This is a genomic window from Stenotrophomonas sp. ATs4, from assembly GCF_051861585.1.
Classification (GTDB): Bacteria; Pseudomonadota; Gammaproteobacteria; order Xanthomonadales; family Xanthomonadaceae; genus Stenotrophomonas; species Stenotrophomonas maltophilia_AS.
This window is the reverse complement of record NZ_JBLYPK010000011.1, coordinates 1-21,534: the sequence shown is the minus strand read 5'-3', so window position 1 is coordinate 21,534 and position 21,534 is coordinate 1. Positions and strand designations below refer to the sequence as shown.

Genomic DNA, 21,534 nt, shown 5'->3' with positions numbered 1-21,534 from the left:
ACGCCATGCGTGGAAACATTCAGCGCAACCTGCGCCCACAGGTGGCCTGCACCAGCATCAGCTGCGCCACCAGGATCAGCATCGCGCAGCCCGACAACAGCCACGGATCGACGTACCACTGTGCGTTGAGGCTGAAGTCTCCGGCGGAAATGCGCTTCCAGCCGTTGAAGTGCTGCATTGCCGCCACCACGAACGCGAAGCCGCCCGCGGCGTACGACAACCAGGGCACGATGAGCGCGCCCGGTCGCGCGAACAGCGTCAGCACGCCCAGCACGCCGATGACCGTGCGCTGCACGCGGCAGTAGGGGCAGACATAGGCCGCCCCGCTCCACTCGACCGTCCAGGCCAACAAGCTCACCAGCACCGCAGCGCCGGCCGCGATGTAAAGCAATCTGGGCGTGATCGCCATGCTGCCATCGTGTGCCATCCCGTGCTCCTTCGTTCAAAGACCCGGGCAGGGTAGCAGCGCGGCAGGATCAATCCTTCTTGAAGACCGTGCGCTTGCCGATCGGGCTGCTCTTGCGCGCCGTCGGCCGGGCCAGGCCCGGGATCAGGAAGTCGGTCACCTTGTGGCCCTTCTGGACCTTGGAGGCCAGCCATCGCGGCATGCGACCGCGGCCGGACCAGGTCAACCGCTTGTACTCGGGGTCGCGGTATTTGGCCGCCACCTTCCCGGTTCTGCGCCGAGCGGGCTTCCGGCTGGGTGCGGCCTCCTCGACGGCTTCTTCGCCGAAGAGTTCTTCCAGCGTATAGCCGGCTTCGGCTGCTGCGGTCTTCAACATTCGCCGTACCGCACTGGCCGGGCGGCGGCTGGAAATCAGTTGTCTGCGCTGTTCAGCGGCAACCACCAAGGCACCCAGTTCCCGAAGGCTGAGCGATTCAATATCGATCGTCATGGCGGGAAAGGTCTACTGCGGCATGGCAATCTGTCAAGACACCCCGCCAGGCTCTATACACAAGCTTCACCGCCTTTGGGCTCCGATCGGCATCGCCAGCCCCTGAGGACATCCCATGAGCCACTCATCGCATTCGCTTGCCTACCTGCTCGCGCGCATCCTGCTGATGGCATTGTTCCTGGTCTCAGGCCTGGGCAAACTCGGCGACCTCAGCGGCACCCAGGGCTACATGGAAGCCATGGGCGTGCCCGGCATCCTGCTGTGGCCCACCATCGCCTTCGAGATCGGCAGCGGGCTGTGCATCCTGCTTGGCTTCCAGACCCGGCTGGTCGCCATCGTGCTGGTGGGCTTCAGCCTGGTCACCGCTTTCATCTTCCACCACAACATCGCCGATCAGACCCAGCAGATCATGTTCCTGAAGAACCTGGGGCTGGCCGGTGGCTTCCTGCTGCTGGCCTGCACCGGGGCCGGGCGATACAGCATTGATGGGCGTGGTCGGCGCGGATAGGCGGCGGCCGCCGACAGGTATGCGCTAGCGACGAAGCTCCGCTTCCGGCGCCAGTGTGTGGATCACCCTGCCCTGCGCATCAAGGAACTCGATTGCGCCATAGCCTTCCGCTGTAATGGTCAGCCGCAGCCGCGTGCGGTCGGCCTTGTCGTTCAAGGCAATGGCCGGCATGCCATCAGAACCAACCACCAGGCCGATGCGCGTCGGTGCCTGCACGCCGGGAACCAGCTTGTTGCCCAATGCAGGTTCGCGGATCAGCTTCGGCGCCTGGTTGATCGAGAAGCTCACCGCGCCGTCCGGCGATACCCGCCAGCCGATCGCGTCCATCGCCGGATGATCCAGCGCGAGCACCGCCATTCCACCGTCGACATCGGCGGTACCAAAGCCTCCGCGCTCGCTGCCCTTGTCGTCGTACAGCACCATGCCGGCCACGTTGAAGGCGCGTTTGTACTGGAGTCCATCGATGATCGGCGCCGGCGTCTTGCCGGACAGCGTCATGCGGATAACACCCGTGTCATCGACGATATCGATGCGGCGGGCGGTGATGCGCTCATGGTCGGGGGTTTCCACGCGCGTCTGCGGCGTCTTGTCGACGATCAGGCGCTGCAGGGCTTCAACAGACGGGCGTTGGGGTGATTCGGAAGGCTCGGCAGCGGCGGGCAATGCCACGAGCGTGGTCAGGACGGCGAACGTACAGGCACTGCGCTTCATGCGGGCTCCTGGTCGAACGGATCGGCGGAAGCCGCATCATGCCACTCTTCTGCAAGGCCCTCCCATGTGCGCGGGGTCATCGGGCCCGAGCTGGAAGCATTGCGTCATCTGCCTCACGATCCGGCAACGCACCACTCACTGATTCATGAACCCAGCATGCGGCATTCTCCATCTGCGCCCAGCAATGAGCGCAACGAGAAAGACAACTGCTACACGCATGAGCTTTCCCCATTCAGTGCAACCGGACGGTTGATGGTGTTCACACCCATCGCTGCTGACGCCCCGAAAGGGCATCGTCGTGATCGGATCTGGTGCTGCAGGCTACCCTCACTGGCGGCCGGCGCTTCACAATGCACCTGCGGAGGCAAGTCTCTACCGGCGGATGAATTATTAACTCTTCAGATTCCTATCAAGCGCCCGCATCCCGCGCGCCCCGCAAGGCAGCATGATGAGCGCCCCCAAGGTAAGGATTTCCGTTCATCTCCATGCGTGACATCGGACAGTTCTACGTAACCAGCGTCGAGGGAGTGACGCGCCCGGACGGCACACTCCTGCAGGTCACTCGAATCGATTGCTCCTGCATCAAATGTTCCTGGCAGTTCAGGGCAATTCCCAATCACGGGTTGATCGATCTCGACGGGGCGGCAGCCCTGCGTTGCCCAACCTGCGGCAATCACCAGTCAGTCAGCCGGGCACGGCTTGAAGAGCTCAATCGGCGCAATGGCGAATAGCCTGCGCTTGAACCCTCCATCCACGTAACGCCGATGCTGCCGACATCCGCGACGCTGAACGACACGCGGCTCGCGCCTGGTCGCGCACCGGCAGGAACGGGCGTCCATCCGGCGCTTGCAGACCATCCCGTTCGGGCGAAAAACAGTCCTGACCCATCTGGCTGCATCCAGCTGCCGCGTCAGCGCGTATGTAGGATGCCCGCGCCTTGCGAGCATCCTATAGAGGAACGCGCCGTGAAAGCTCTTCAGCGGATAGCCGCCACAGTAAGCTTCGCCGTACTCGTCTCAGCTACTTCAACGAGCTTCGCCGCCAACACCGTGATGGTCGGCGGAGCGGAGATGTATCCAACCAAGACCATTGTCCAGAACGCCATCAACTCGAAGGACCACACGACCCTGGTCGCTGCGGTCAACGCCGCCGGTCTGGTCGATACTCTCAATGGAGCTGGTCCCTTCACCGTTTTCGCTCCCACCAATGCAGCCTTCAACAAGCTACCTGCAGGTACGGTCGATACGCTGGTGAAGCCCGAAAACAAGGCACAACTGACCAAAATCCTGACCTACCATGTTGTGCCCGGCAACTATAGCTCCGCACAGCTGATGGCCGACGCCAGGAAGCATGGCGGCAAGGCCATGCTGAAGACCGTTGAAGGTGAGCCCCTCACCGTTGCTCTGCACGACGGCAAGCTATGGGTCATCGACGCCAAGGGTGGCAAGGCCGGCATCAGTATTGCCGACGTCGGACAGTCCAATGGCGTGATCCATGTGATCGACACCGTGTTGATGCCGAAGTAGCTAGACGCCGTGGGAGGAATGCATTAGCGGCAGTCGCACAGCGGCTGCCGCTGTCCTGAGAGAAGACCTGCATGTTCACCGCGGCCAGTGCAGAAGTGGGTGCGCAATGAATAGCGTTCCGCAGTACCTGCGTATCGGCATTTCAATCACAGGCATCCCCTGGCCTGCCACGTACAAGGCACCAGGCGCCGTCGCCGGTGAATTGATTGGGTAAGGCACTCTTCAGCTGATCGACCAAGGGTACCTTGCCTTTCCAGCGATATCAGCTAACCGAGGTACTTCTTGGACCGTGCCAGCATCAACGAAGGATCACGCTGGAAGTAGAGATAGCCATCCCAGCGGAGGGTGGTGTTGCGGATCCAGTGCAGCTGCTTCTCATCCGTAGCGATGCCATCGAAGATCGCCTGCACGTCCAAGGGCGTGGTGAGCAGATCGTCATGCACCTGGTACAGGAACGTCAGCACATGGTTGCTCTTGACCGCCTCCAGCGGGGTCATCTGGTCGAGCTTGAACCCGGTGATGATGAAGATCCGCTGTTCGATCTCCTCGAGGCGATCATGGATTCCCAGGAGCTTGAGCGAGGCATCCATCGTCGCCCGCAACGACACCGGCTGCGGTGCCACCAGGCAACGCACGTCCTGGAAGTACTCCGGGTACTTCTCGATGGCAAAGAAGGTCGGGGTGGCGCCCATGCAATGGCTGAACATTGCGATGTCCATGCCCTTCAGGTCCTCGCGGGAGCGGACATAGTCCAAGGAGCCGATGACATCGCGGGCCTCAAAGATGCCATCGCTGTCCACGCCTCCATTGGCGGCGCCGCTCCAGCCAAAGTTTCGCAGGTCATACGCCAGCACGTTGTAGCCGGCGTCATGAAGGATCTTGTAGTCCTTGAGGAAGTTGAACTCGAAGTCGTTGCCGGCAACGCCGCCGATCGACTTCCAGGGTTCCAGGTGTGCCGGCATGCCGGTGCGGCTGGACCAGAGCGGGTGATTGCAGATCACCACCTTGTCCGATCCTTCGCAGGGAATGAACCAGCCTTCCAACGGAACACCGTCCTGGGACGGGAACGGAGATCCCCCCGTTTTCACGGACACTTACAAGAAGGCCGATTCACGCCATGAGGAGTGTTCATGTCGAAGCGAAGGAAGTTCAGCGTCGAGTTCAAGCGTGGTGCGGTTGAGCAGGCAAGTCAGTCGGGTGTGAGCTGCGCCCAGGTAGCCCGGGAGCTGGGAATCCGGGATACGTTACTGACACGCTGGAAGCGTGAGGCGCAGGGTCAGGGGCGAGTCGTCTTTGCTGGTGCCGGGACGCCCCGGGACAAGGAACTTGCGCAGTTGAAGCGCTCCTTCTAGTCCGGGTGAAGAAGGAGCGGGATTTTTTGCGAGAAGCGGCGACGTTCTTTGCCACAGGATCATCCTGAGGTATGAGGTGATCGAACGTTGCGGCGACGAGTTTCCGGTTCGACTGATATGCCGCTGCCTGAAGGTGTCGGCCAGCGGCTATTGCGATTGGAGCAAGCGCCTGCCCAGTGCTGGTCAGCTCGAAAATCAGCGTTTGCTCGACCAGATCCGCGCGTTGCATGAGGACAGTCGGGGCATACTTGGCGCAGGCCGGATGCAGGAAGATCTGGCCGATGCCGGCCATGGCCTGAGTCTGAGCCGGGCGGCGCGCCTGATGGCAGCTGACGGCTTGCAAGGGTGACCACGACCGAAGCGCCGAGGCCGGCAAGGCAAGCCTGTGTTGACCCCCGCCAGGCGTGCGTAACCGGCTGGAGCGGGAATTCAGCGCATTGGAGCCGGAGACCAAGTGGGTCACGGATATCACCGAGATCAAAACCCAGCAGAGCAAGCTGTATCTATGCATCGTTCTGGATCTGTTTGACCAGCGAGTGGTGGGCTGGTCGATGCACCACCGCCAGGACTGTCAGATGGTGATTCGTGCGGTGCAGATGGCGGTCTGGCAGCGTCAAGAGAGTTATGAGGTGGTCCTGCATTCGGATCGCAGCACCCAGTTCCGCAGCGGCGACTATCAGCGGTATCTAGCGGCCAACAGCCTAGTCTGCTCGATGAGCGCGGTGGGGCACTGCGGGGACAACGCTGCGCGAAGGCTTCTTTGGCCTGCTCAAACGCGAGCGGATCTATCGAACGAGCTACCCCACACTGGATGCAGCACGAGCGGATGTGTTTGACTACATTGAGCGACGCCACAATCCAAGGGTGCGGCGAAGGGTCGCCAGGCAGGATCAGGAGGTTGCAGCTCTTTTAGAACCGTCCGTGATTTCGGGGTAGAACCCGGTCAAGTCGACGACAATGGAGCACTCAGCGCGATGAGCGGTCTCCGGGGGGAGTTGGACCCAAGAACTGCAGCCTAGTCCATGACGTGCGCGACTGCCTGCAGATACCGATTTGGCCCATCAGGATTCGAACCTGAAACCAAGGGATTATGAGGCTCCACATTCATGCTTGGGAATCAATGGCATGCGCGTCGTATTTTTCCCGGCACATCCCCGTGGAACTCGCATTGTAGTGAGGCTAACTAAGCGTTTTTCCCGGCGATGCCTCTACCTTCACCAGTACCATTCCCGTCGATCGACAGCGAGCTGCGGCCGCCGGCAGGCAGCTACCCCATCGAACCGAACGGCGGCGGGTTGTGCTGCCTGGCCAGCCTGTTCGCGCGCAGTGACTCCCGGTAGGCGATGATCCTGGCCACGTCCTCGCGTAGACGCCCCTCATGCCTGGCCACCCAAGGTTCTGCGCCGGCGCAACCCTTTTCGTAGCTACTGCAGGTGCGTCACGGACCACCCGTACCGTGACGGTACCGGCCCAGTGTGGCTCCCAGCCCCATCGTTTATCCGCTCCGTCAACGCGACGAGCCCTCCCCCGTGAAGGCGATCACCATCCATAGGCTCGTCCGGGCAGCTGGAAGAGCGTGTACTCCAGTAGAAGTCGACGGGCAGCGGCATGGCCGGCAGGATCGGGTTGGACGTCGCAAGAGGCTGCGACAAGGGCGCGGGTTTCAGGCGTGAGCGTGTGCGGTGGCGGGGATACTGATGGCCCCTTACGCGCGATAAGGTACAAACTTTTGAGGTGACCGCGGGAAAGAGGTAATAAAGGTAACCACCCCGGAAGAATCCATCATTTCATAACTAAAATCAACTATTTACATTAAATATATCAAGGTAACAACAGGGTAACCCCTTAGTAATCCCATTACTTTTATAGGGGTAACTTCGGCGGACTTAAATTTCCTTATGAATCAATTGCATTACCTTGTAGAGGTCAGAAAATTACCTAAGATCACCTCTAAGGGTAACCAGATTCCTCCTTTTCAATCAAACACTTAACCATCATTCGGGTGCGAGTGTTACTTGGTTACCTCCTTCCCGTGGCCACCTGAAACATTGCCATTGTTGAAAGTAGCCAGAGAAGGCCACAGGGAGCCTCGCCCGTCCCATCGCGCAGGGAACCGCAGGCCAGCCGGTGCCAGAGAACCACGGAGAACGTCATACAGGGTCGGGTCCTGCTGCAAGCAGTGCAGGAAAAGCACCCCATGAAGTCCGCGGGCGTGGCGGGGAGGGCGATCATGATGTGTCCAAAACCTCACGCAAAAAGCCACGCGTGTGGCCCAAGAAGACATGGGTCTGACTCTTCGAGGCCCGGAGGAAAATCTGATTGCTCCCCGTGGTCAGTGCGTCAATCTGCGCCTCACGCGCGAAGTAGTACGTTGCGCCCATCTGGCGGGATTTCAGGATTACCCGCGTGCGTTCATTGCCAGCCCGATACCAATCATGCTGGTAGTCGAAACAGCCATCCACGAACGCCATCTGCAGGCGCTCGATATCTTCCTCGCTGAACTCGTTCTTGCGCGTCTTCTTCGTTGCGGCATTGCGGTTGGCCACCGCAGGCTTCAGATTGGCCTCATTGCCGCCACCCGGGTAGCGCTGAATGCCCGCCTACCGCTCGAGCTGGCGGTGCAGCAGATCGATCTCTTTGAAGTCGCCGTCGGACTCCCCTTCCTTGTGGATCAGAACGGCAAGGCGCGTTACCGGTGCGTCACCGACGTGCTCCAAGGCGTCGGCGCGGCCCCATTCGTCGCGCGCCCTTCAGCTGTGTACCGTCTTCTTTTTCTCGCCAATCTACGAGGCGACATCGCACACGCGCCAATCCATCCAGTAAGGCAGCTGGGCTTGGCGCCGTGGATCGAAGTGGAGTTTTTCGGCTACGCAGGTCGCGTGAACAGGTTGCTCAGCGCCACGCGCGCGTGAAACGGAAAACCCCTCGTAGGGCGGCGACTTACACGTTCCACGCGTTGCTGCAGCTGCGACCTCATTCGACCATGGGTCATCGCATCGAGAACCGATGCGCACTGACACCAGCAGAGGGCGAAATGGCCGGGAGACCGACAAGAAGATGCTGCGTTCCAAGTTCTTCTGTGTCGCCGTCAAGGACGCCCTGAACCGGGCCGTGGAAGTGACCGAAGGCCACGACATGCCCGATCAGGTCCGCGCCCGACTGCTGCTGGCCACCGTCAGCGAAGAAGCGCCGCTGAATGCCGAAGGCGTTGGCCAGGCGGTCGAGGATCTGCGCAAGACCAGCCAGTCCAACGACTGAGCGCACACCGAGCGAACCCCGCAACCCCGTCGGCTCGGGGCCGATCACCCAGCCCTATTCCCCTATGGGTGTGACGCCCCGACCACCGGCGACCTACGAGGCCACCATGAGTAGTTTTGTTGCCAACGCATCACCTATCGCCAAGCAGTCCAACGTCAACGCCGGCGCGTTCTGGCCGGAGATCGACTTGGTTTCGCTGCGTGAGGCGATCCGTGTCGCAGGCGACATGCCGGCGTCGCGGATGCGAAGCACTGTGGTGTCGGACGTCATGGACGTAATGCGGGGACTGGAAACATGGCAGGCAGGCAAAGATACCGTCGGCTACACCGCCTTGGCCGACGTGCCAGCACAGGTGGTCGACGGCAGCGTCCGGCGGGGGCATCTGTTCCTCCGCGCGGTCGGCTGCGCCACTACCGTCGAACTACACGAACGCTACCGCTCCTTTGACGCAACTGCACAGGGCAACCAACGTGCGGAGGAACTGACCCCGACCATTGATGAGATCCGCCGATATCTGCGCAACGCCATCTGCGACCTGCAAGGCATGCCGCGCGTCACGGTGGAACTGGTCTGATGCGCGTCGCTTCGATGCAGGGCGACACGCTCGATGCGCTCTGCCACCGGCACCTGGGCACCACCGCCGGAATGGTCGAGAAGGCGCATGCACTGAATTACGGCATCAGCCTGCATGGGCCGGTCCTGCCCACTGGCACTGTGGTGGAGCTACCCGACGTGCCCGCACCGTCCACCGGCGCCGCGATGCGCCCCCTTGTTCAGCTATGGGATTGATGATGACCGAACCCACCTCTACCGGCAGCATGGCAGCACTGGCAACGGGGGTCGGCCTCGCGTCGATCCTGCCGGGCATCCAGACCGACGCATTCCTCGGCGCATTCGCCGGCGCCACCCTGTTCGTCGTGTCGGCCAAGAATCTCCCGATCTGGAAGCGCCTGGTGTACCTGGCCATCAGCGTTGTCGCCGGCTACCTCGGCGGTACCGAGGTGATGCAGCGCTTTGGCGTGGTGTCCACGGGACTTGCCGCGTTCATCTGTGCGGCGGTCATCGTCACCCTAACCTTGGGCCTGATCGAGCGCAGCCGCACCGCTGATATGACCCGCCTACGGCGTGGAGGCTCCGATGGCTGAGTTCCTGACCACTGCCACGCTGCTGTGCAGCCTGGCCATATGCATCCGCCTACTGACCTACCGGCCTGCGCCCGGCGCCAGCCACCGCCCCGCCATCGCCTGGTGCGCATGGCTGCTGATCGCAGCAACTGGGGGGCTGGCGCTGCAGATCATGCTGCAGGGCGCCCGTATCCACGTCACCGTCTGGCAGCTGCTGCTACTGCTGGTCCTGCTGGTGGCCACCTATCGTTCGCGCGGCAACGTCGCGCACCTGTTCGGGAGCAACTGACGTGCTGACCACCCCACAATTGGCGCAGATCATGCAATGCCCGCTCACCCGCGCTCAGCGCTGGGTGGCGCCGTTACACGCGGCGATGAAGCGCTTCGGGATCAACACGCCTGTGCGCGCCGCGTACTTCCTCGCGCAGGTCGGCCACGAGAGTCTGAGCCTGTTGCGGGTGGAGGAATCTCTCAGCTACAGCCGTGAGCGCCTGCTCGAAGTGTTCGGCAAGTACGTCGAAGGCCTAGAGGCGGCTGCGTTCGTCCACACGCCAGTGAAGCTCGGCAACCGCGTCTATGCCAACCGCAACGGCAATGGAGACGAGGCCAGCGGCGACGGCCATCTGTATCGCGGGCGCGGCCCGATGATGCACACGGGCAGGGGCAACTACGAGAACATTGGCCAGCTGATCGGTCAGCCGCTGGAAGACATGCCCACCCTGCTGATCGAACCGGAAATCGGTGCCATGGCGGCGGCCGCGTTCTGGCACGACAATCGCCTCAATGCCTACGCGGACCAGCGCGACGTGTTGAGCGTCAGCCGAGTGGTCAACCTGGGCAACGCCCGCAGCCGTGCCACGCCGAACGGAATGGCCGACCGCAGCGCACGCACCAACCGCGCCCTGGTCGCGCTGGGCGCACGCTGATGCTCTACCGCGCCCTTGCGATCGCGGCCCTGATCGCGGCCACTACCGGACTTTTCAGCTGCCAGCAGGCGCGAGTGAGCCGCGCCACCACCGCACTGGACCGCGCCAACCTCGCCTTGACCAATGCCAGTGCCGAGAAGAAGGACCTGGCCGGAAAGCTGGCGCTGGCGCAGAGCACCACCCGCCTGGTGACCGAGTATGTGGATCGCGTGCAGATTGTGCGCGAGCGGGGCGAAGCCATCACCAAAGAGGTTCCCGTCTATGTCACTCCGACCGCTGATGCTGCTTGTGCTGTGCCTGTCGGCTTCGTGCAGCTCCACGACGCAGCCGCGGCAGGCATCGCCCCAACCGGAACTGCCGACCCTCCTGATGCGCCCGCTGCCAGCATTACGCTATCTGCCGTCGCCGAAACCACCGCAGCCAACTACAGCCAGTACCACGCTGCCGCCGGTCAGGTGACGGCGCTGCAGCTACTGGCCATTCAGCTGCACACTGCCCTGACCGAGTGCGCGCGGCGATGAAGAAGCCCCAACTGCTCCGCCAGCACCTGGTCGCGGCGATACCGTCACTGGCGGCAGATCCTGAGCGCCTGCTGGTGACCGTTGATGACGGCGGACTGGTAGCGAGCTTCACGGCTGGCCTGTCTTTCCAGTACAGCTACACCCTCGAGCTGATCCTGCGCAACTTCAGCGGCGCACCCGAGGCCGTCATGGTGCCGCTGCTGCAGTGGCTCACCCGTCACCAGTCCGATCTGCTGGCGGCCCCCGCCAACCGCGACAAGCTGAGCTTCGTGGTGGACGTGCTGAGCGACACGCTGATGAATCTATCCATCAAGTTGCTGCTGACCGAGCGCGTGCGCGTGGTGCAGGACGATGCCGGCGCCTTCCAGCTGGAATACATGCCGGAGCCTCCCACCGAATGGGAACACCGCCACTCCTTGGCTGGTGGCCCGCTGGTCGCTGATGGCGAAATTCTGGCAACGCTTCCAGCCATCGTCGAATGAGCAAGGATCTGCAACGGTTGGAGGCTTGGATGGCGCCGCTGCTGCATTGCCTGACCGCTGATGAGCGCAGCCGCTTGGCGCGCAGGGTCCGCACTGCGGTGCGCAGCTCGCAGCAGAAGCACATTGCCAGCCAGCAGCATCCTGATGGCACCTCTTTTGCAGCTCGACGCAACGCGCCGCCGCGACGAGCCAGGGCCGGGCGCATCAATCTCCGCGTCATGTTCGGCAAAATCCAGCAGGCCAAGCATCTGTGCGTGCGTATCAATGCCGGCTAAGTGGCGGTAGGCTTCGCCGGGCGCGTCTCTCGCATTGCCCGCATCCACCAGGAAGGCCGCACCGATACCGTGAGCAAGGGTGGCCCCCACGTCACCTGCGCGCGACGCGAGCTGCTCAGCGCCACCAATGCCAACGAATAGCCGATCCTCGAGCTGATCCTCGACCACCTGCAGGCCATGTAGCGTAAGCGGCGGCGCTACATGCCGCATTCCACGGCCGCGCGCGCGCGCGATGGGAATCTGGACCGGACCTATCTGCCGGTGCACCCGTGTCCTCTTTTACCGCCATCGAAGTCGATAAGCTGCCAGCGCCGGACATCTTCGAGCAGCGCACGTTCGAGGCCATCCTGGCCGAACGCCTTGCCGAATTTCGCCACCTGTGCCCCGACTACACCGCCCTGGTCGAGTCCGATCCGGTGATGAAGCTGCTGCAGGCCAGCGCTTATCGCGAGCTGGTGCTGCGTGAGCAGTTCAACCAGCGCGCCCGCGGCCTGCTGCTGCCCTATTCCAACGGCGCCGATCTGGACAACCTCGCTGTGCCGTTCGGCGTGCAGCGCAAGCTGCTCACCCCGGCAGATCCGAAGACCAACACGCCCGCCGCCTACGAGAACGATGCTGCATTCAGGCGCCGCATCCAGCTGGCGCCGGAAAGCCTGTCGGTCGCCGGCCCCGAAGGTGCCTACATCTTCCACACACTCTCGGCTCACCCGGACGTGCTCGACGCCAGCGTGGCCAGCCCGTCGCCGGGCAAGGTGGTGGTCACGGTCCTTTCGCGGCAGGACAACGGCACGCCGTCGGCCGGACTGTTGAAGACCGTCGAGGCCGCGCTGCTCAACGACAACGTGCGTCCACTGACCGACTACGTGACCGTGGCCCCGGCCACCGTGAAGCCGTTCGAGATCCGCGCTCGGCTGGTGACGTTCAACGGACCGGACAGCGCCCTTGTACTGGCCGAGGCCCGCCGCCGCGTAACCCTGTTCCTGCAGCAGACCCAGCGCCTGGGCCGCGACGTGCCGCTGTCGGCCCTCTACTCGGCCCTGCACGTCGATGGCGTGCACCGCGTGCAGCTGATGGCGCCCACGGCGGATATGCCGGTGGATGCGCAGTCAGCGCCGTTCTGCACCAGCGTGGTGATCGAACACGGCGGCACCGATGCCTGACACCACCTCCCTGCTGCCCCCCAACTCGACGCGGCTGGAAAGCGCGGTGGAGCGCGCTGACGCCCAGCTGTCGGGCGTGCCCATGGTCCACGACACGCTCTGGAACCCGTGGAACTGCCCGGCCGAGTTCCTGCCGTTCCTCGCGTGGAGCGTGTCGGTCGATACCTGGGACAGTGATTGGCCCGAGCGCATCAAGCGCGCCCGCATCGCCAGTTCGTTTCAGATCCAGCGGCACAAAGGCACCGCCAAAAGCATCGCCGACCTGGTCGCCAGCTTCGGCGGTCAGGTCCAGATCCGCGAGTGGTGGCAGTCCAAGCCACAGGGCCAGCCGCACACCTTCGACCTGTTTCTAACCATCAGCGGCGACGGCGGTCAGGACTCATCAGCCGAGTTCGTGCACCAGATCGTTGACGCCGTAAACCGCACCAAGCCCGTGCGATCGCACTTCACTTTCACCCAAGGCATTCAGGCCGACAGCCAAGTCGGAGACGTCGCAGGTGCCCGAGCGGCGGTCTACCGCCGCCTGACGATGACCGGAGATTGACCCCCCATGCGCATGAAGATCACCACAGCCGGCCGCGCAAAGCTGGTCAACGCAACCAATACCGGCACCAACACGGTGCTTATTTCCCACATTGGCCTCACTGCCACCGGCTTCACCCCCACCGCCGCCATGACGCAGCTGCCGGGCGAGTTCAAGCGCATGACCACCTTCGGCGGCAAGTCAGTCGCGGCCGATACCATCCACGTCACGCTGCAGGACAGCGGCGCGGAGAAGTACACCCTGCGTGGCTTCGGGCTGTACCTGTCCGACGGCACTCTGTTTGCCGTGTACGGCCAGGCCGACGCGATCATGGAGAAGGCGAGCATCTCCACGCTGCTACTCGCAGCCGACGTGGTGTTCGCCGATATCGACACCGCGCAGATCAAGTTCGGCAGCACTGAGTTTCTGAATCCGCCGGCCACCGAAACGGTCCCCGGTGTGGTCGAGCTCGCGGACAGCCCAGAAACCATCCTGGGCGCGGACGCCGTGCGCGCAGTCACCGCTCGCGGATTGAAGGCGACGCTGGATAACCGTTTTGGTGCCAATGCACCGACGCCGTTCGTCAAAACGCTACTGTCCATGGCCACGGCCGCGGCTATCCGCGCCAGCCTCGAAGTAAGGGGCGCGGCGTTGAAAGATATGGGCCACGGCAAGGGGCTGGATGCCGATACGCTCGACGGCATGCACGCCTCGGACTTCCCGCAGGTGGGCAAAGTCCAGCCGATTGACGCGATCCCCGGCAACTCGAACCAGGTTCGATGGATCAAGCTGGGCACGCTGCCGTGGCGCGGTGCCGCCGCAAGCATTCTGCTGCTGGAAATGACCAATGGCGCCATCGGCAGCCCACGCTACGCTTGGGAACAGATCGCCGCGTCTACGCGCACCTTTAGCGATGCCACCACTGTGCTTACGCAGGCGGTTGTCGATGGCATGGTGCAGCACACCCGCATTGGCGCCGACTCTTCGCTGGACCGGCCCAGCCGCTTCGGCCTGGTACTGTCGACGGACGCTGCAGGCAAGTCCACAGGCGTCGAGCTGTGGCTGCAGCAGCGCGAGTACAACCAAGGCCATGCCGTGCGCGTGGTCAACACAGCCGGCGCGACGTATCACGGCCCTGGCACGTTCGTCACCGCCGAGCCACAGGGGATCATCTACGCCACTGTGCAGCCGCTTGCTTATATGGGCGACCTACGCAAGCTGGTCGAGGCGACCGAGAACACCTGGGGGCGCCTGCAGAGATTCAGCCTTGGCGCATCCATGCCCAACGACCAACGCTTCCGCCTGGGTGACGCCGGCGGCGAGCTGCGAGGTTCACCGACCGGGAGCGTTGTCGTGTCGTCTGGCCAGAATGAAGGCGGGTACGTGTACCTGCGTCCCAACGGCACGCATGACGCGACCGGCCAGCTTGTCGTTTACAAGAATGGTGTCGCACACATATCCACAGCCAAGATCGGCACCGGCTCGGGTGACGGCAGCGTGTTGTGTGAGTTGCACTCGGAGCGCCCGTGGCAGTTCAAACAGGGCGGCACCGAAGGGCAGACGGGGTTGGATCTTCACGACGCGACCGGCGGTAAGGAATTCCGCCTGACCAACACGGCGAATGCCAACAGGATCATCCTCAACCCGACCGGCAGCTGGATCAACGCCGCCGAGTTCCGGGGCAAGCTGACTGGCAACGCAGACAGTGCCAACAAGCTCGCCGCGCCGCGCGCGATCAACGGCACCAACTTCGACGGCACGACCGGGATTACTACGGCAACTTGGGGCACCGCTCGGAATATCCAGATCGGTAACGCTACCAAGATGGTGAACGGCAGCGCGAATGTATGGTTCACGCTGGCGGAAATTGGGGCCGGATCGGCCGCTGACGTTGCCGCACGCGTGGCGTATCTCAAGCCGACCACCGACGACGACAGCTGGGTCGATACGTGGGATGCGCTGCGCATCAACAGGCAGGGCAGTGCGTCAGCGACCACGATGCCGGCGCAGTACACAATTGCCTGGTCACTCCCGAGCTATGACAACTCACGTGGCCTGGCCATCGCAGCCGACTACGGCGGCGGCAACCGTTTCTGGATGCGCTCCCGCCGAGACACCGCGCCTTCCAATGACCGCTGGAAGGGCTGGGTAGAGCTGTGGTCGAGCGCCAATTTCAACCCGGTCACTAAGGCCAATCTTGCGGGCGCTGATTTCACCGGAGCCGTTTCAGCCCCCTCATTCAAGGCAACGTCCAACGGCTTCATTGGTGGCGCTAAGTACGCCGTGCTTGCACCTGACGCCCAAGACGGCGAAGTCCTGCTGCGTCCGAACGGCGGTGGGTCGGTCGTCGGCCAACTGAGCGTCACCAAGGCCGGCGTGCGCTGGGAAGGAAAGGGCCTGTGGCACTCAGGCAACTTTGAACCGAGCACCAAGGCCAATCGTATCCCCGGCCAGGTGATCATGTTCGCGGGCAACGCCGCGCCCGGCGGTACGCTGCTGTGCAACGGCGCCGCCGTGTCGCGCACAACTTATGCCGAGCTGTTCGCCGCCATCGGAACGCTGTACGGCGCGGGCGATGGCAAGACCACGTTCAACCTTCCGGCGATGCTGGAAGGCACCGTGATCACCCACACGCAGAAACCGGAAACCGTCGGAACCGCGACCGGCGGTGAGGTGATCCGACATGCGCATGGTGCATCGTCGGCCAGTGCCGGCACCCACAGCCACACCATCTCGGTGGCGGGCGGTGGTGCTCACTCGCACGGCGCCAGTGCTGCAGCTGCCGGCGAGCACGCTCACGGTGCATGGACCGATCAACAGGGCCACCACGGGCACACCGGCGGCACCTCCGCGGCAGGCGAGCACAACCATGTCGTGCCGTTCGGCGACAAAATGACCTATCCGTGGGGAACCTACGGGAATCAGGACCAAGCAGGTGTGCGCGCGAGCGCCGTGGACTACGACAACAACTGGCCGTACTCCAACGCCGCGGGCTCGCATACCCATGCGTTCAGCACAGACGGCGCGGGCGGTCACGCCCACAACGTCAGCATGAATGGCGCCGGCAACCACACCCACACCATTTCCGTCGCCCAGGTGGGTGATCATGGCCACAGCGCGTCGGCTGCGGATGCGGGCGCACACACCCACGCGGTCACGGTGAACAACACCGGCGGCGACCGCAACCTGCCGGCCGGCCTGCGAATGATCTACTGCATCACCTACTGAGGAACGGAGCATGTCCACCGAAACCCGCTTTGCCCACGCCTTCGATCCCGCCACCCGTGCATACATGGGGCCCGTGCGTCTGCAGCCGTCGCCTGATGGTGTCTGGCACTTACCCGATGGCACCGTAGAGGTGGCCCCGGCGAAGGCCGTCGGGCCGTGTCAGGCGCTGCGCCTGGCTGATGACGGGAGTCGCTGGGAACTGGTTGCCGACTTCCGCAACCGCGTGCTGTGGGATACGGGCACCGCGATGCCCGTTCCCAACCGCCTGAGCCTCGGCGAATCTCTCCCGAAGGGTGTGACGCTGGCCGAGCCGAACCGGCTCGATGGCTCCACGCCGTACTGCAACGCATGGGACGCCGTTCGAGGCGAGTGGACGCTGCAGCCCGATTACAGCGGCCGCGCGACCTGGAACAAGGCCGATGGCGGTTTCGCGCCGCCCTTGCAGCGTGGCAAACCGCTGCCTGACACCGTGACCGATCACGCTCCGCCCATGGAGCGCAGCGGGCCGATCACCTATGACGATGGCGCGGGCCTTTGGGTTGAAGCTGCAGGCAGCAACCCCACCGCAGCACAGCCAAGCTGATACCGCCCCGAAGCACGGCGGCGCGATCCATTCGCCCGCCGTTGTAACGATCCCATCTACCGCCCGCGCTCCGTGCGCGCGCGAGGGACCGCCGGGAACATGGGGGCATGGAGAGCGCCCTGCCCCAACAGATCAACAACCTGCTGCGCGACGGTGTGGTGACCGAGGTCGATCACGCCCGGCACCTCTGCCGCGTGCAGACGGGCGAAGCGCACACCGACTTCCTGCCATGGTTCAGCGCCGCCGCCGGCGAGCTGCGGACCTGGGCACCGCCGAGCAGCGGCGAGCAGATTGCACTGCTGTGCTGCGACGGTGACCTGGCCAACGCCATCGTGCTGCGCGGCCTGTACTGCGAGCAGTACCCGGCGCCGTCGAACAGCCCCAGCCTGACGCTGATCCAGTTCAAGGATGGCGCCGTGGTCAGCTACGACCACGACGCGCACGCCCTGTCGGCCGTTCTACCCGCCGGCGGAACCGTGGCCATCACCGCCGACGGCGGAACCACCATCACCGGCCCGGTGACGATCAAAGGTGCCACCAGCATTGAAGGCAAGGTGACGATCACCGGCAAGGCAGAGGTCTCCGAAGACGTGACCGCCGCCGGTATCAGCCTGACCAAGCACAAGCACCCCGGCGTGCAGCCCGGCGGTGGTACCACCGGGGCGCCGGCATGATCGGCATGGATGGCCGCACCGGCGCGTTCAGCGATGATCTGGCACACCTGCGCCAGTCCATCGCAGACGTTCTGACGACCCCTATCGGCTCGCGCGTGCAGCGCCGCGAGTACGGCTCACTGCTGCCCGAGCTGATCGACCAGCCGTTCAACGATGAAACCCGCCTGCGGCTGTTCGGCGCCACCGCCACCGCGCTGATGCGTTGGGAGCCGCGCATCAGCCTGACCCGTATCGACCTGGCCCACGGCGACGTGGCCGGCTCGTTCGTCCTCGACCTGCACGGCCAGCTGGCCACGCCGAGCGGCGCTTCGCGCAACACCCGCCTTTCCGTACCACTCCGCTTTCACACCCCCTAACCGAAGGAGAAGCCCATGGCCGCCAACGGCTACCATCACGGCGTTCGCGTCATTGAAATCAACGGCGGCACGCGCCCGATCCGCACCGTCTCCACCGCCGTGATCGGCGTCGTCTGCACCAGCGAAGATGCGGACAAGGATGCCTTCCCGCTGGACCGGCCGGTCCTGATTACCGATGTGCTGAGCGCTGTCGGCAAGGCAGGCAAGACCGGCACCCTGCGCGGCACGCTGCAGGGCATCGCCGACCAGGGCAACCCGATTGTGGTTGTGGTGCGTGTTGCCAACGCTGGCAATGACACCGACACCACGGCCAAGGTCATCGGCACCAGCGAAGGTGGCCGCTACACCGGTCTGCATGCACTGCTGGTAGCACAGGCACAGCTGGGCGTGCGTCCGCGCATCCTGGGCGCGCCGGGTCTGGACACCCAGCCCGTTACCGCAGCGCTGGCCATCGTTGCCAAGAAGCTGCGCGGCATGGTTTACGCCAGCTGCGCCGCAAGCGCCAGCGTGTCGGAAGCCATCGCCTACCGCGAGCAGTTCGCAGACCGCGAAGTGATGTTGATCTATCCCGACTTCATGGCCTTCAACACCGCCACCGCATCCACCGGAATGGCCTACGCGGTCGCCCGTGCGGTAGGCGTGCGCGCCATGACCGATCAGCAGCAGGGTTGGCACAAGTCCATTTCCAACGTGCCGGTGGCTGGCGTGACCGGCATCAGCCGCGACGTGCATTGGGATCTGCAGGACCCGAACACCGACGCCGGTCTGCTCAACGCCGGCGACGTGACCACCCTCATCAACTCCAACGGCTACAAGTTCTGGGGTTCGCGCACCTGCAGCGACGATCCGTTGTTCCAGTTCGAGACGGCCACCCGCACCGCGCAGATCCTGGCCGACACCATCGCTGAGGCAATGCAGGTCTACATCGACAAACCGCTGCACCCGTCGCTGATCCGCGATCTGCTGGAGAGCATCAACGCCAAGTTCCGCGAGCTGGTCTACGCCGGCTACCTGATCGGCGCCAACGCCTGGTACGACGAAGGCGCCAATGCCTCGCAGGCGCTGGCAAGCGGCCAGCTGGTGATCGACTTCGACTACACCCCGGTTCCGCCGCTGGAAAACCTGCAGCTGAACCAGCGAATCACCGACCGCTACTTCGCCGACTTCCCGGCCCGCATCAGCGGCTAAGCCCTCATAAGGAACCTCTGCCATGGCACTGCCCAGCAAGCTGAAAAACCTCAACCTGTTCAACGACGGCCTGAGCTACATCGGTCAGGTCACCGAGTTCAAGCTGCCCACCCTGACCCGCAAGATGGAGGAATACCGCGCCGGTGGCATGCTCGGCCCGATTGACGTCGACCTGGGACAGGAGAAGATCGAGGCCGAGTGGAAGTGCGGCGGGCTGATGCTCGACGTGCTGCGCCAGTACGGCGCCGTCTCGCACAACGCTGTGCAGCTGCGCTTCGCCGGCGGCTACCAGCGCGAGGATAGCGGCGAGGTGGATGCGGTCGAGATCGTCATCCGCGGCCGCCACACCGAGATTGACGCCGGCACCGGCAAGGTGGGCGACGACACCGAGTTCAGCGTCAAGACCTCGGCCAGCTACTACAAGCTGTCGATCAACGGCCACACTGAAATTGAAATTGACCTGGTCGGCATGGTCTTCATGGTCAACGGTGTTGACCGCCAGTCTGCCCTGCGTCGCGCCATCGGCGCCTGATCCCTTCCCCAATTGCCGGCCGCTTCGGCGGCTGGGCCAACTCTGTGAGAGATGCGCCATGATTACCGAATCCAACACCACCACTGCCGGCGAAACCACAGAACACAACGTGATCGTGCTCGAAAGCCCGATTCAGCGCGGGGAGGAGATGATCCGTTCTGTTCGCCTGCGCAAGCCGACCGCCGGCGATCTGCGTGGCATCAAGCTGTTTGACCTGGCACAGATGGACGTGACTGCGCTGACCACTGTCCTGCCGCGCATCAGCCAGCCGATCCTGACCACCGCCGACGCCGGCAAGCTGGAACCGGCCGACCTGATCGAAATCGCCCGCGTCATCGGTGATTTTTTCGTACCGAAAGCGGAGAAGGAATTCCTGCCTGCGTAGAGGATCTGATGGCCGATATCGCGGTGATTTTCTCCTTCACCCTCACCGAGCTGTCGGCACTTTCCCTCTCTGAACTGATCCGATGGCGCCAGCGCGCCCATGAACGTAGTGGAGCCCAGCAGTGATACAGTCCGCGTATGGACATTCTTGTCGCCATCGTCGTTGCGCTGGTTGTGCTGGTCCCGGGCAGCTTGCTGCTGCTGTGGGGGTCCAGCGCTGCGTGCAGCTTCCTGGCCACGCTGGTAGCCGATCCTACGGACACCACGAAGCCGTAGCTGGCGCCTCGGTTGTCGTCGCATGAGCGGCGGCAACCTTCGCCTGCAGGTGGTACTGGAAGCGCTCGACCGCGCCAGCGCCCCGTTCAAGAAGGTCATGGCCGGCAGCAAGGAGCTGTCCACCGCCCTGCAGGAACAGCAGAACACCCTGCGCCGCCTCAATGCCTCCCAGCGCGACATTGCTGCCTACCGCCAGCAACAGCAGGCCGTGCGCGCCACCGAGCAAAGCCATCTGGCCGCACAACTGCGCGTCGCCGCCCTGGCCCGCCAGATCAAAGAGGCTGGCACCCCGACCCGCAAGCTGAACCGCGAGTTCACGCAGGCCAAGGGCGCCGCTGCACAGCTCAAGGGCCAGCACCAGCAGCAGTCGGTGGAGCTGCAGCGCCTGCGCAGCAGTTTGGACCGGGCAGGCATCAGCACGCGGCAGCTGGTTACGCATAAGCGCAAGCTGCGCGGCGAGATTTCCTCCGCCACAGCGCAGATGGATGCCCAGCGCACGCGCCTGGCCGCGCTCGATGCCGCGCAGGCCCGCAGCCGCAAGATCCAAAGCGGCGGCATGAAGGCTGCTGCGCGCGGCAAGAGCGTGGCATTGGCCGCGTTCAGCGCCCTACGCACGCAGACGCTGCCCATCGCGCAGGCCATGAGCTTTGAGTCGGCCATGGCCGACGTGAAAAAGGTAGTGGACTTCGACACTCCGGACGGCTTCGAGAAGATGGGCCGCGACATTGAGGAACTGTCGCGCCGCCTGCCTATGGTCCCCACCGACATCGCCAAGATCGTCGCGGCCGCCGGCCAGGCCGGTATTGCCAGCGACGAGCTGACCCGGTTCGCCGAGGATGCGGCGAAGATGGGCGTGGCCTTCGACACCACGGCCGAAGACGCTGGCCAGACGATGGCCACATGGCGTACCGCGTTCCGTATGGGGCAGGACGACGTTGTCGTGCTGGCCGACAAAATCAACTACCTGGGCAATACCGGCCCGGCCAGTGTCCAGAAGATCAGCGAGGTCGTGAATCGGATTGGTGCGCTGGGCGAGGTCGCCGGCCTCGGC

General features: G+C 63.8%; 27 protein-coding genes and 2 pseudogenes. 24 read left to right on the top strand and 5 right to left on the bottom strand.

The window, feature by feature from the left end:
* Window positions 1–19: 19 nt before the first annotated feature.
* Entirely contained in the window at window positions 20–427 is a 408-nt protein-coding gene (locus ABR323_RS18370; protein ID WP_439450327.1) for a hypothetical protein, read from the bottom strand.
* Between the two features lie 49 nt (window positions 428–476).
* On the bottom strand, window positions 477–896 hold the full coding sequence (locus ABR323_RS18365) for an H-NS histone family protein (protein ID WP_135275229.1): 420 nt from the start codon (window positions 894–896) through the stop codon (window positions 477–479).
* A 115-nt stretch (window positions 897–1,011) separates the two neighbouring features.
* On the opposite strand from ABR323_RS18365, the gene ABR323_RS18360 reads away from it, so the two are divergent.
* A complete protein-coding gene (locus ABR323_RS18360) occupies window positions 1,012–1,404 on the top strand; it encodes a DoxX family protein (protein WP_135275230.1) in 393 nt (130 codons plus the stop codon).
* Between the two features lie 24 nt (window positions 1,405–1,428).
* Here ABR323_RS18360 and ABR323_RS18355 read toward each other — a convergent pair whose 3' ends face one another.
* Window positions 1,429–2,115: a hypothetical protein gene (locus tag ABR323_RS18355; protein ID WP_439450326.1), complete on the bottom strand. Its 687-nt coding sequence runs from the start codon at window positions 2,113–2,115 to the stop codon at window positions 1,429–1,431.
* A gap of 965 nt (window positions 2,116–3,080) precedes the next feature.
* Between ABR323_RS18355 and ABR323_RS18350 the strand changes: the two genes are divergently transcribed.
* On the top strand, window positions 3,081–3,641 hold the full coding sequence (locus ABR323_RS18350) for a fasciclin domain-containing protein (protein WP_439450405.1): 561 nt from the start codon (window positions 3,081–3,083) through the stop codon (window positions 3,639–3,641).
* Between the two features lie 266 nt (window positions 3,642–3,907).
* Here the strand turns inward: ABR323_RS18350 and ABR323_RS18345 are convergent, their stop codons facing one another.
* Entirely contained in the window at window positions 3,908–4,684 is a 777-nt protein-coding gene (locus ABR323_RS18345; RefSeq protein ID WP_439450325.1) for an alpha/beta fold hydrolase, read from the bottom strand.
* Between the two features lie 87 nt (window positions 4,685–4,771).
* Between ABR323_RS18345 and ABR323_RS18340 the strand changes: the two are divergent.
* Window positions 4,772–5,929, top strand: a pseudogene (locus ABR323_RS18340) (IS3 family transposase).
* A gap of 1,292 nt (window positions 5,930–7,221) precedes the next feature.
* Here ABR323_RS18340 and ABR323_RS18335 read toward each other — a convergent pair.
* Window positions 7,222–7,374 carry a terminase large subunit domain-containing protein gene (locus tag ABR323_RS18335; protein ID WP_439450404.1) on the bottom strand — a complete coding sequence of 51 codons (153 nt, stop codon included), beginning with the start codon at window positions 7,372–7,374 and terminating at the stop codon, window positions 7,222–7,224.
* Between the two features lie 237 nt (window positions 7,375–7,611).
* Between ABR323_RS18335 and ABR323_RS18330 the strand changes: the two genes are divergently transcribed.
* The 21 genes and pseudogenes from ABR323_RS18330 to ABR323_RS18230 all read left to right on the top strand — a co-directional run.
* Window positions 7,612–7,905 carry a hypothetical protein gene (locus ABR323_RS18330; RefSeq protein WP_439450324.1) on the top strand — a complete coding sequence of 98 codons (294 nt, stop codon included), beginning with the start codon at window positions 7,612–7,614 and terminating at the stop codon, window positions 7,903–7,905.
* A 94-nt stretch (window positions 7,906–7,999) separates the two neighbouring features.
* On the top strand, window positions 8,000–8,251 hold the full coding sequence (locus ABR323_RS18325; RefSeq protein WP_439450323.1) for a hypothetical protein: 252 nt from the start codon (window positions 8,000–8,002) through the stop codon (window positions 8,249–8,251).
* 106 nt (window positions 8,252–8,357) lie between these two features.
* Window positions 8,358–8,825 carry a head completion/stabilization protein gene (locus ABR323_RS18320; RefSeq protein WP_439450322.1) on the top strand — a complete coding sequence of 156 codons (468 nt, stop codon included), beginning with the start codon at window positions 8,358–8,360 and terminating at the stop codon, window positions 8,823–8,825.
* A complete protein-coding gene (locus ABR323_RS18315; RefSeq protein WP_439450321.1) occupies window positions 8,825–9,040 on the top strand; it encodes a tail protein X in 216 nt (71 codons plus the stop codon). Before ABR323_RS18320 ends, ABR323_RS18315 begins: the two co-directional genes overlap by 1 nt.
* A gap of 2 nt (window positions 9,041–9,042) precedes the next feature.
* A complete protein-coding gene (locus tag ABR323_RS18310) occupies window positions 9,043–9,396 on the top strand; it encodes a putative holin (protein WP_439450320.1) in 354 nt (117 codons plus the stop codon).
* Window positions 9,389–9,664 carry a phage holin family protein gene (locus ABR323_RS18305; protein WP_439450319.1) on the top strand — a complete coding sequence of 92 codons (276 nt, stop codon included), beginning with the start codon at window positions 9,389–9,391 and terminating at the stop codon, window positions 9,662–9,664. Before ABR323_RS18310 ends, ABR323_RS18305 begins: the two co-directional genes overlap by 8 nt.
* 1 nt (window position 9,665) lies before the next feature.
* Entirely contained in the window at window positions 9,666–10,301 is a 636-nt protein-coding gene (locus ABR323_RS18300; RefSeq protein WP_439450318.1) for a glycoside hydrolase family 19 protein, read from the top strand.
* Window positions 10,301–10,822, top strand: a complete 522-nt coding sequence (locus ABR323_RS18295) for a hypothetical protein (RefSeq protein ID WP_439450317.1) — start codon at window positions 10,301–10,303, stop codon at window positions 10,820–10,822. The genes ABR323_RS18300 and ABR323_RS18295 overlap by 1 nt, the downstream gene beginning before the upstream one ends.
* On the top strand, window positions 10,819–11,304 hold the full coding sequence (locus tag ABR323_RS18290) for a phage tail protein (protein WP_439450316.1): 486 nt from the start codon (window positions 10,819–10,821) through the stop codon (window positions 11,302–11,304). The genes ABR323_RS18295 and ABR323_RS18290 overlap by 4 nt, the downstream gene beginning before the upstream one ends.
* Window positions 11,301–11,720, top strand: a pseudogene (locus tag ABR323_RS18285) (phage virion morphogenesis protein). The gene ABR323_RS18290 and the pseudogene ABR323_RS18285 overlap by 4 nt, the downstream one beginning before the upstream one ends.
* 128 nt (window positions 11,721–11,848) lie before the next feature.
* Window positions 11,849–12,739 carry a baseplate assembly protein gene (locus tag ABR323_RS18280; RefSeq protein ID WP_439450315.1) on the top strand — a complete coding sequence of 297 codons (891 nt, stop codon included), beginning with the start codon at window positions 11,849–11,851 and terminating at the stop codon, window positions 12,737–12,739.
* A complete protein-coding gene (locus ABR323_RS18275) occupies window positions 12,732–13,283 on the top strand; it encodes a phage tail protein I (protein ID WP_439450314.1) in 552 nt (183 codons plus the stop codon). Before ABR323_RS18280 ends, ABR323_RS18275 begins: the two co-directional genes overlap by 8 nt.
* 6 nt (window positions 13,284–13,289) lie before the next feature.
* Window positions 13,290–16,490 (top strand): phage tail protein, encoded by a 3,201-nt coding sequence (locus ABR323_RS18270; protein ID WP_439450313.1) that lies wholly within the window; start codon window positions 13,290–13,292, stop codon window positions 16,488–16,490.
* A 10-nt stretch (window positions 16,491–16,500) separates the two neighbouring features.
* The gene (locus tag ABR323_RS18265; RefSeq protein ID WP_439450312.1) at window positions 16,501–17,073 is read left to right on the top strand and encodes a hypothetical protein; all 573 of its coding nucleotides are present in this window, start codon (window positions 16,501–16,503) and stop codon (window positions 17,071–17,073) included.
* Window positions 17,074–17,180: 107 nt separating this feature from the next.
* Window positions 17,181–17,747: a phage baseplate assembly protein V gene (locus tag ABR323_RS18260; protein ID WP_439450311.1), complete on the top strand. Its 567-nt coding sequence runs from the start codon at window positions 17,181–17,183 to the stop codon at window positions 17,745–17,747.
* The gene (locus ABR323_RS18255) at window positions 17,744–18,103 is read left to right on the top strand and encodes a GPW/gp25 family protein (RefSeq protein WP_439450310.1); all 360 of its coding nucleotides are present in this window, start codon (window positions 17,744–17,746) and stop codon (window positions 18,101–18,103) included. Before ABR323_RS18260 ends, ABR323_RS18255 begins: the two co-directional genes overlap by 4 nt.
* 15 nt (window positions 18,104–18,118) lie before the next feature.
* Window positions 18,119–19,291, top strand: coding sequence for a phage tail sheath protein (locus ABR323_RS18250; protein ID WP_439450309.1), 1,173 nt, complete (start codon window positions 18,119–18,121; stop codon window positions 19,289–19,291).
* Window positions 19,292–19,313: 22 nt separating this feature from the next.
* Window positions 19,314–19,823 carry a phage major tail tube protein gene (locus tag ABR323_RS18245; protein WP_439450308.1) on the top strand — a complete coding sequence of 170 codons (510 nt, stop codon included), beginning with the start codon at window positions 19,314–19,316 and terminating at the stop codon, window positions 19,821–19,823.
* Window positions 19,783–20,208, top strand: a complete 426-nt coding sequence (locus ABR323_RS18240) for a phage tail assembly protein (RefSeq protein ID WP_439450307.1) — start codon at window positions 19,783–19,785, stop codon at window positions 20,206–20,208. Before ABR323_RS18245 ends, ABR323_RS18240 begins: the two co-directional genes overlap by 41 nt.
* An 8-nt stretch (window positions 20,209–20,216) precedes the next feature.
* Window positions 20,217–20,333 carry a GpE family phage tail protein gene (locus tag ABR323_RS18235; RefSeq protein ID WP_313311307.1) on the top strand — a complete coding sequence of 39 codons (117 nt, stop codon included), beginning with the start codon at window positions 20,217–20,219 and terminating at the stop codon, window positions 20,331–20,333.
* Between the two features lie 172 nt (window positions 20,334–20,505).
* A partial coding sequence (locus ABR323_RS18230; RefSeq protein ID WP_439450306.1) for a phage tail tape measure protein occupies window positions 20,506–21,534 on the top strand: 1,029 nt, incomplete at its 3' end.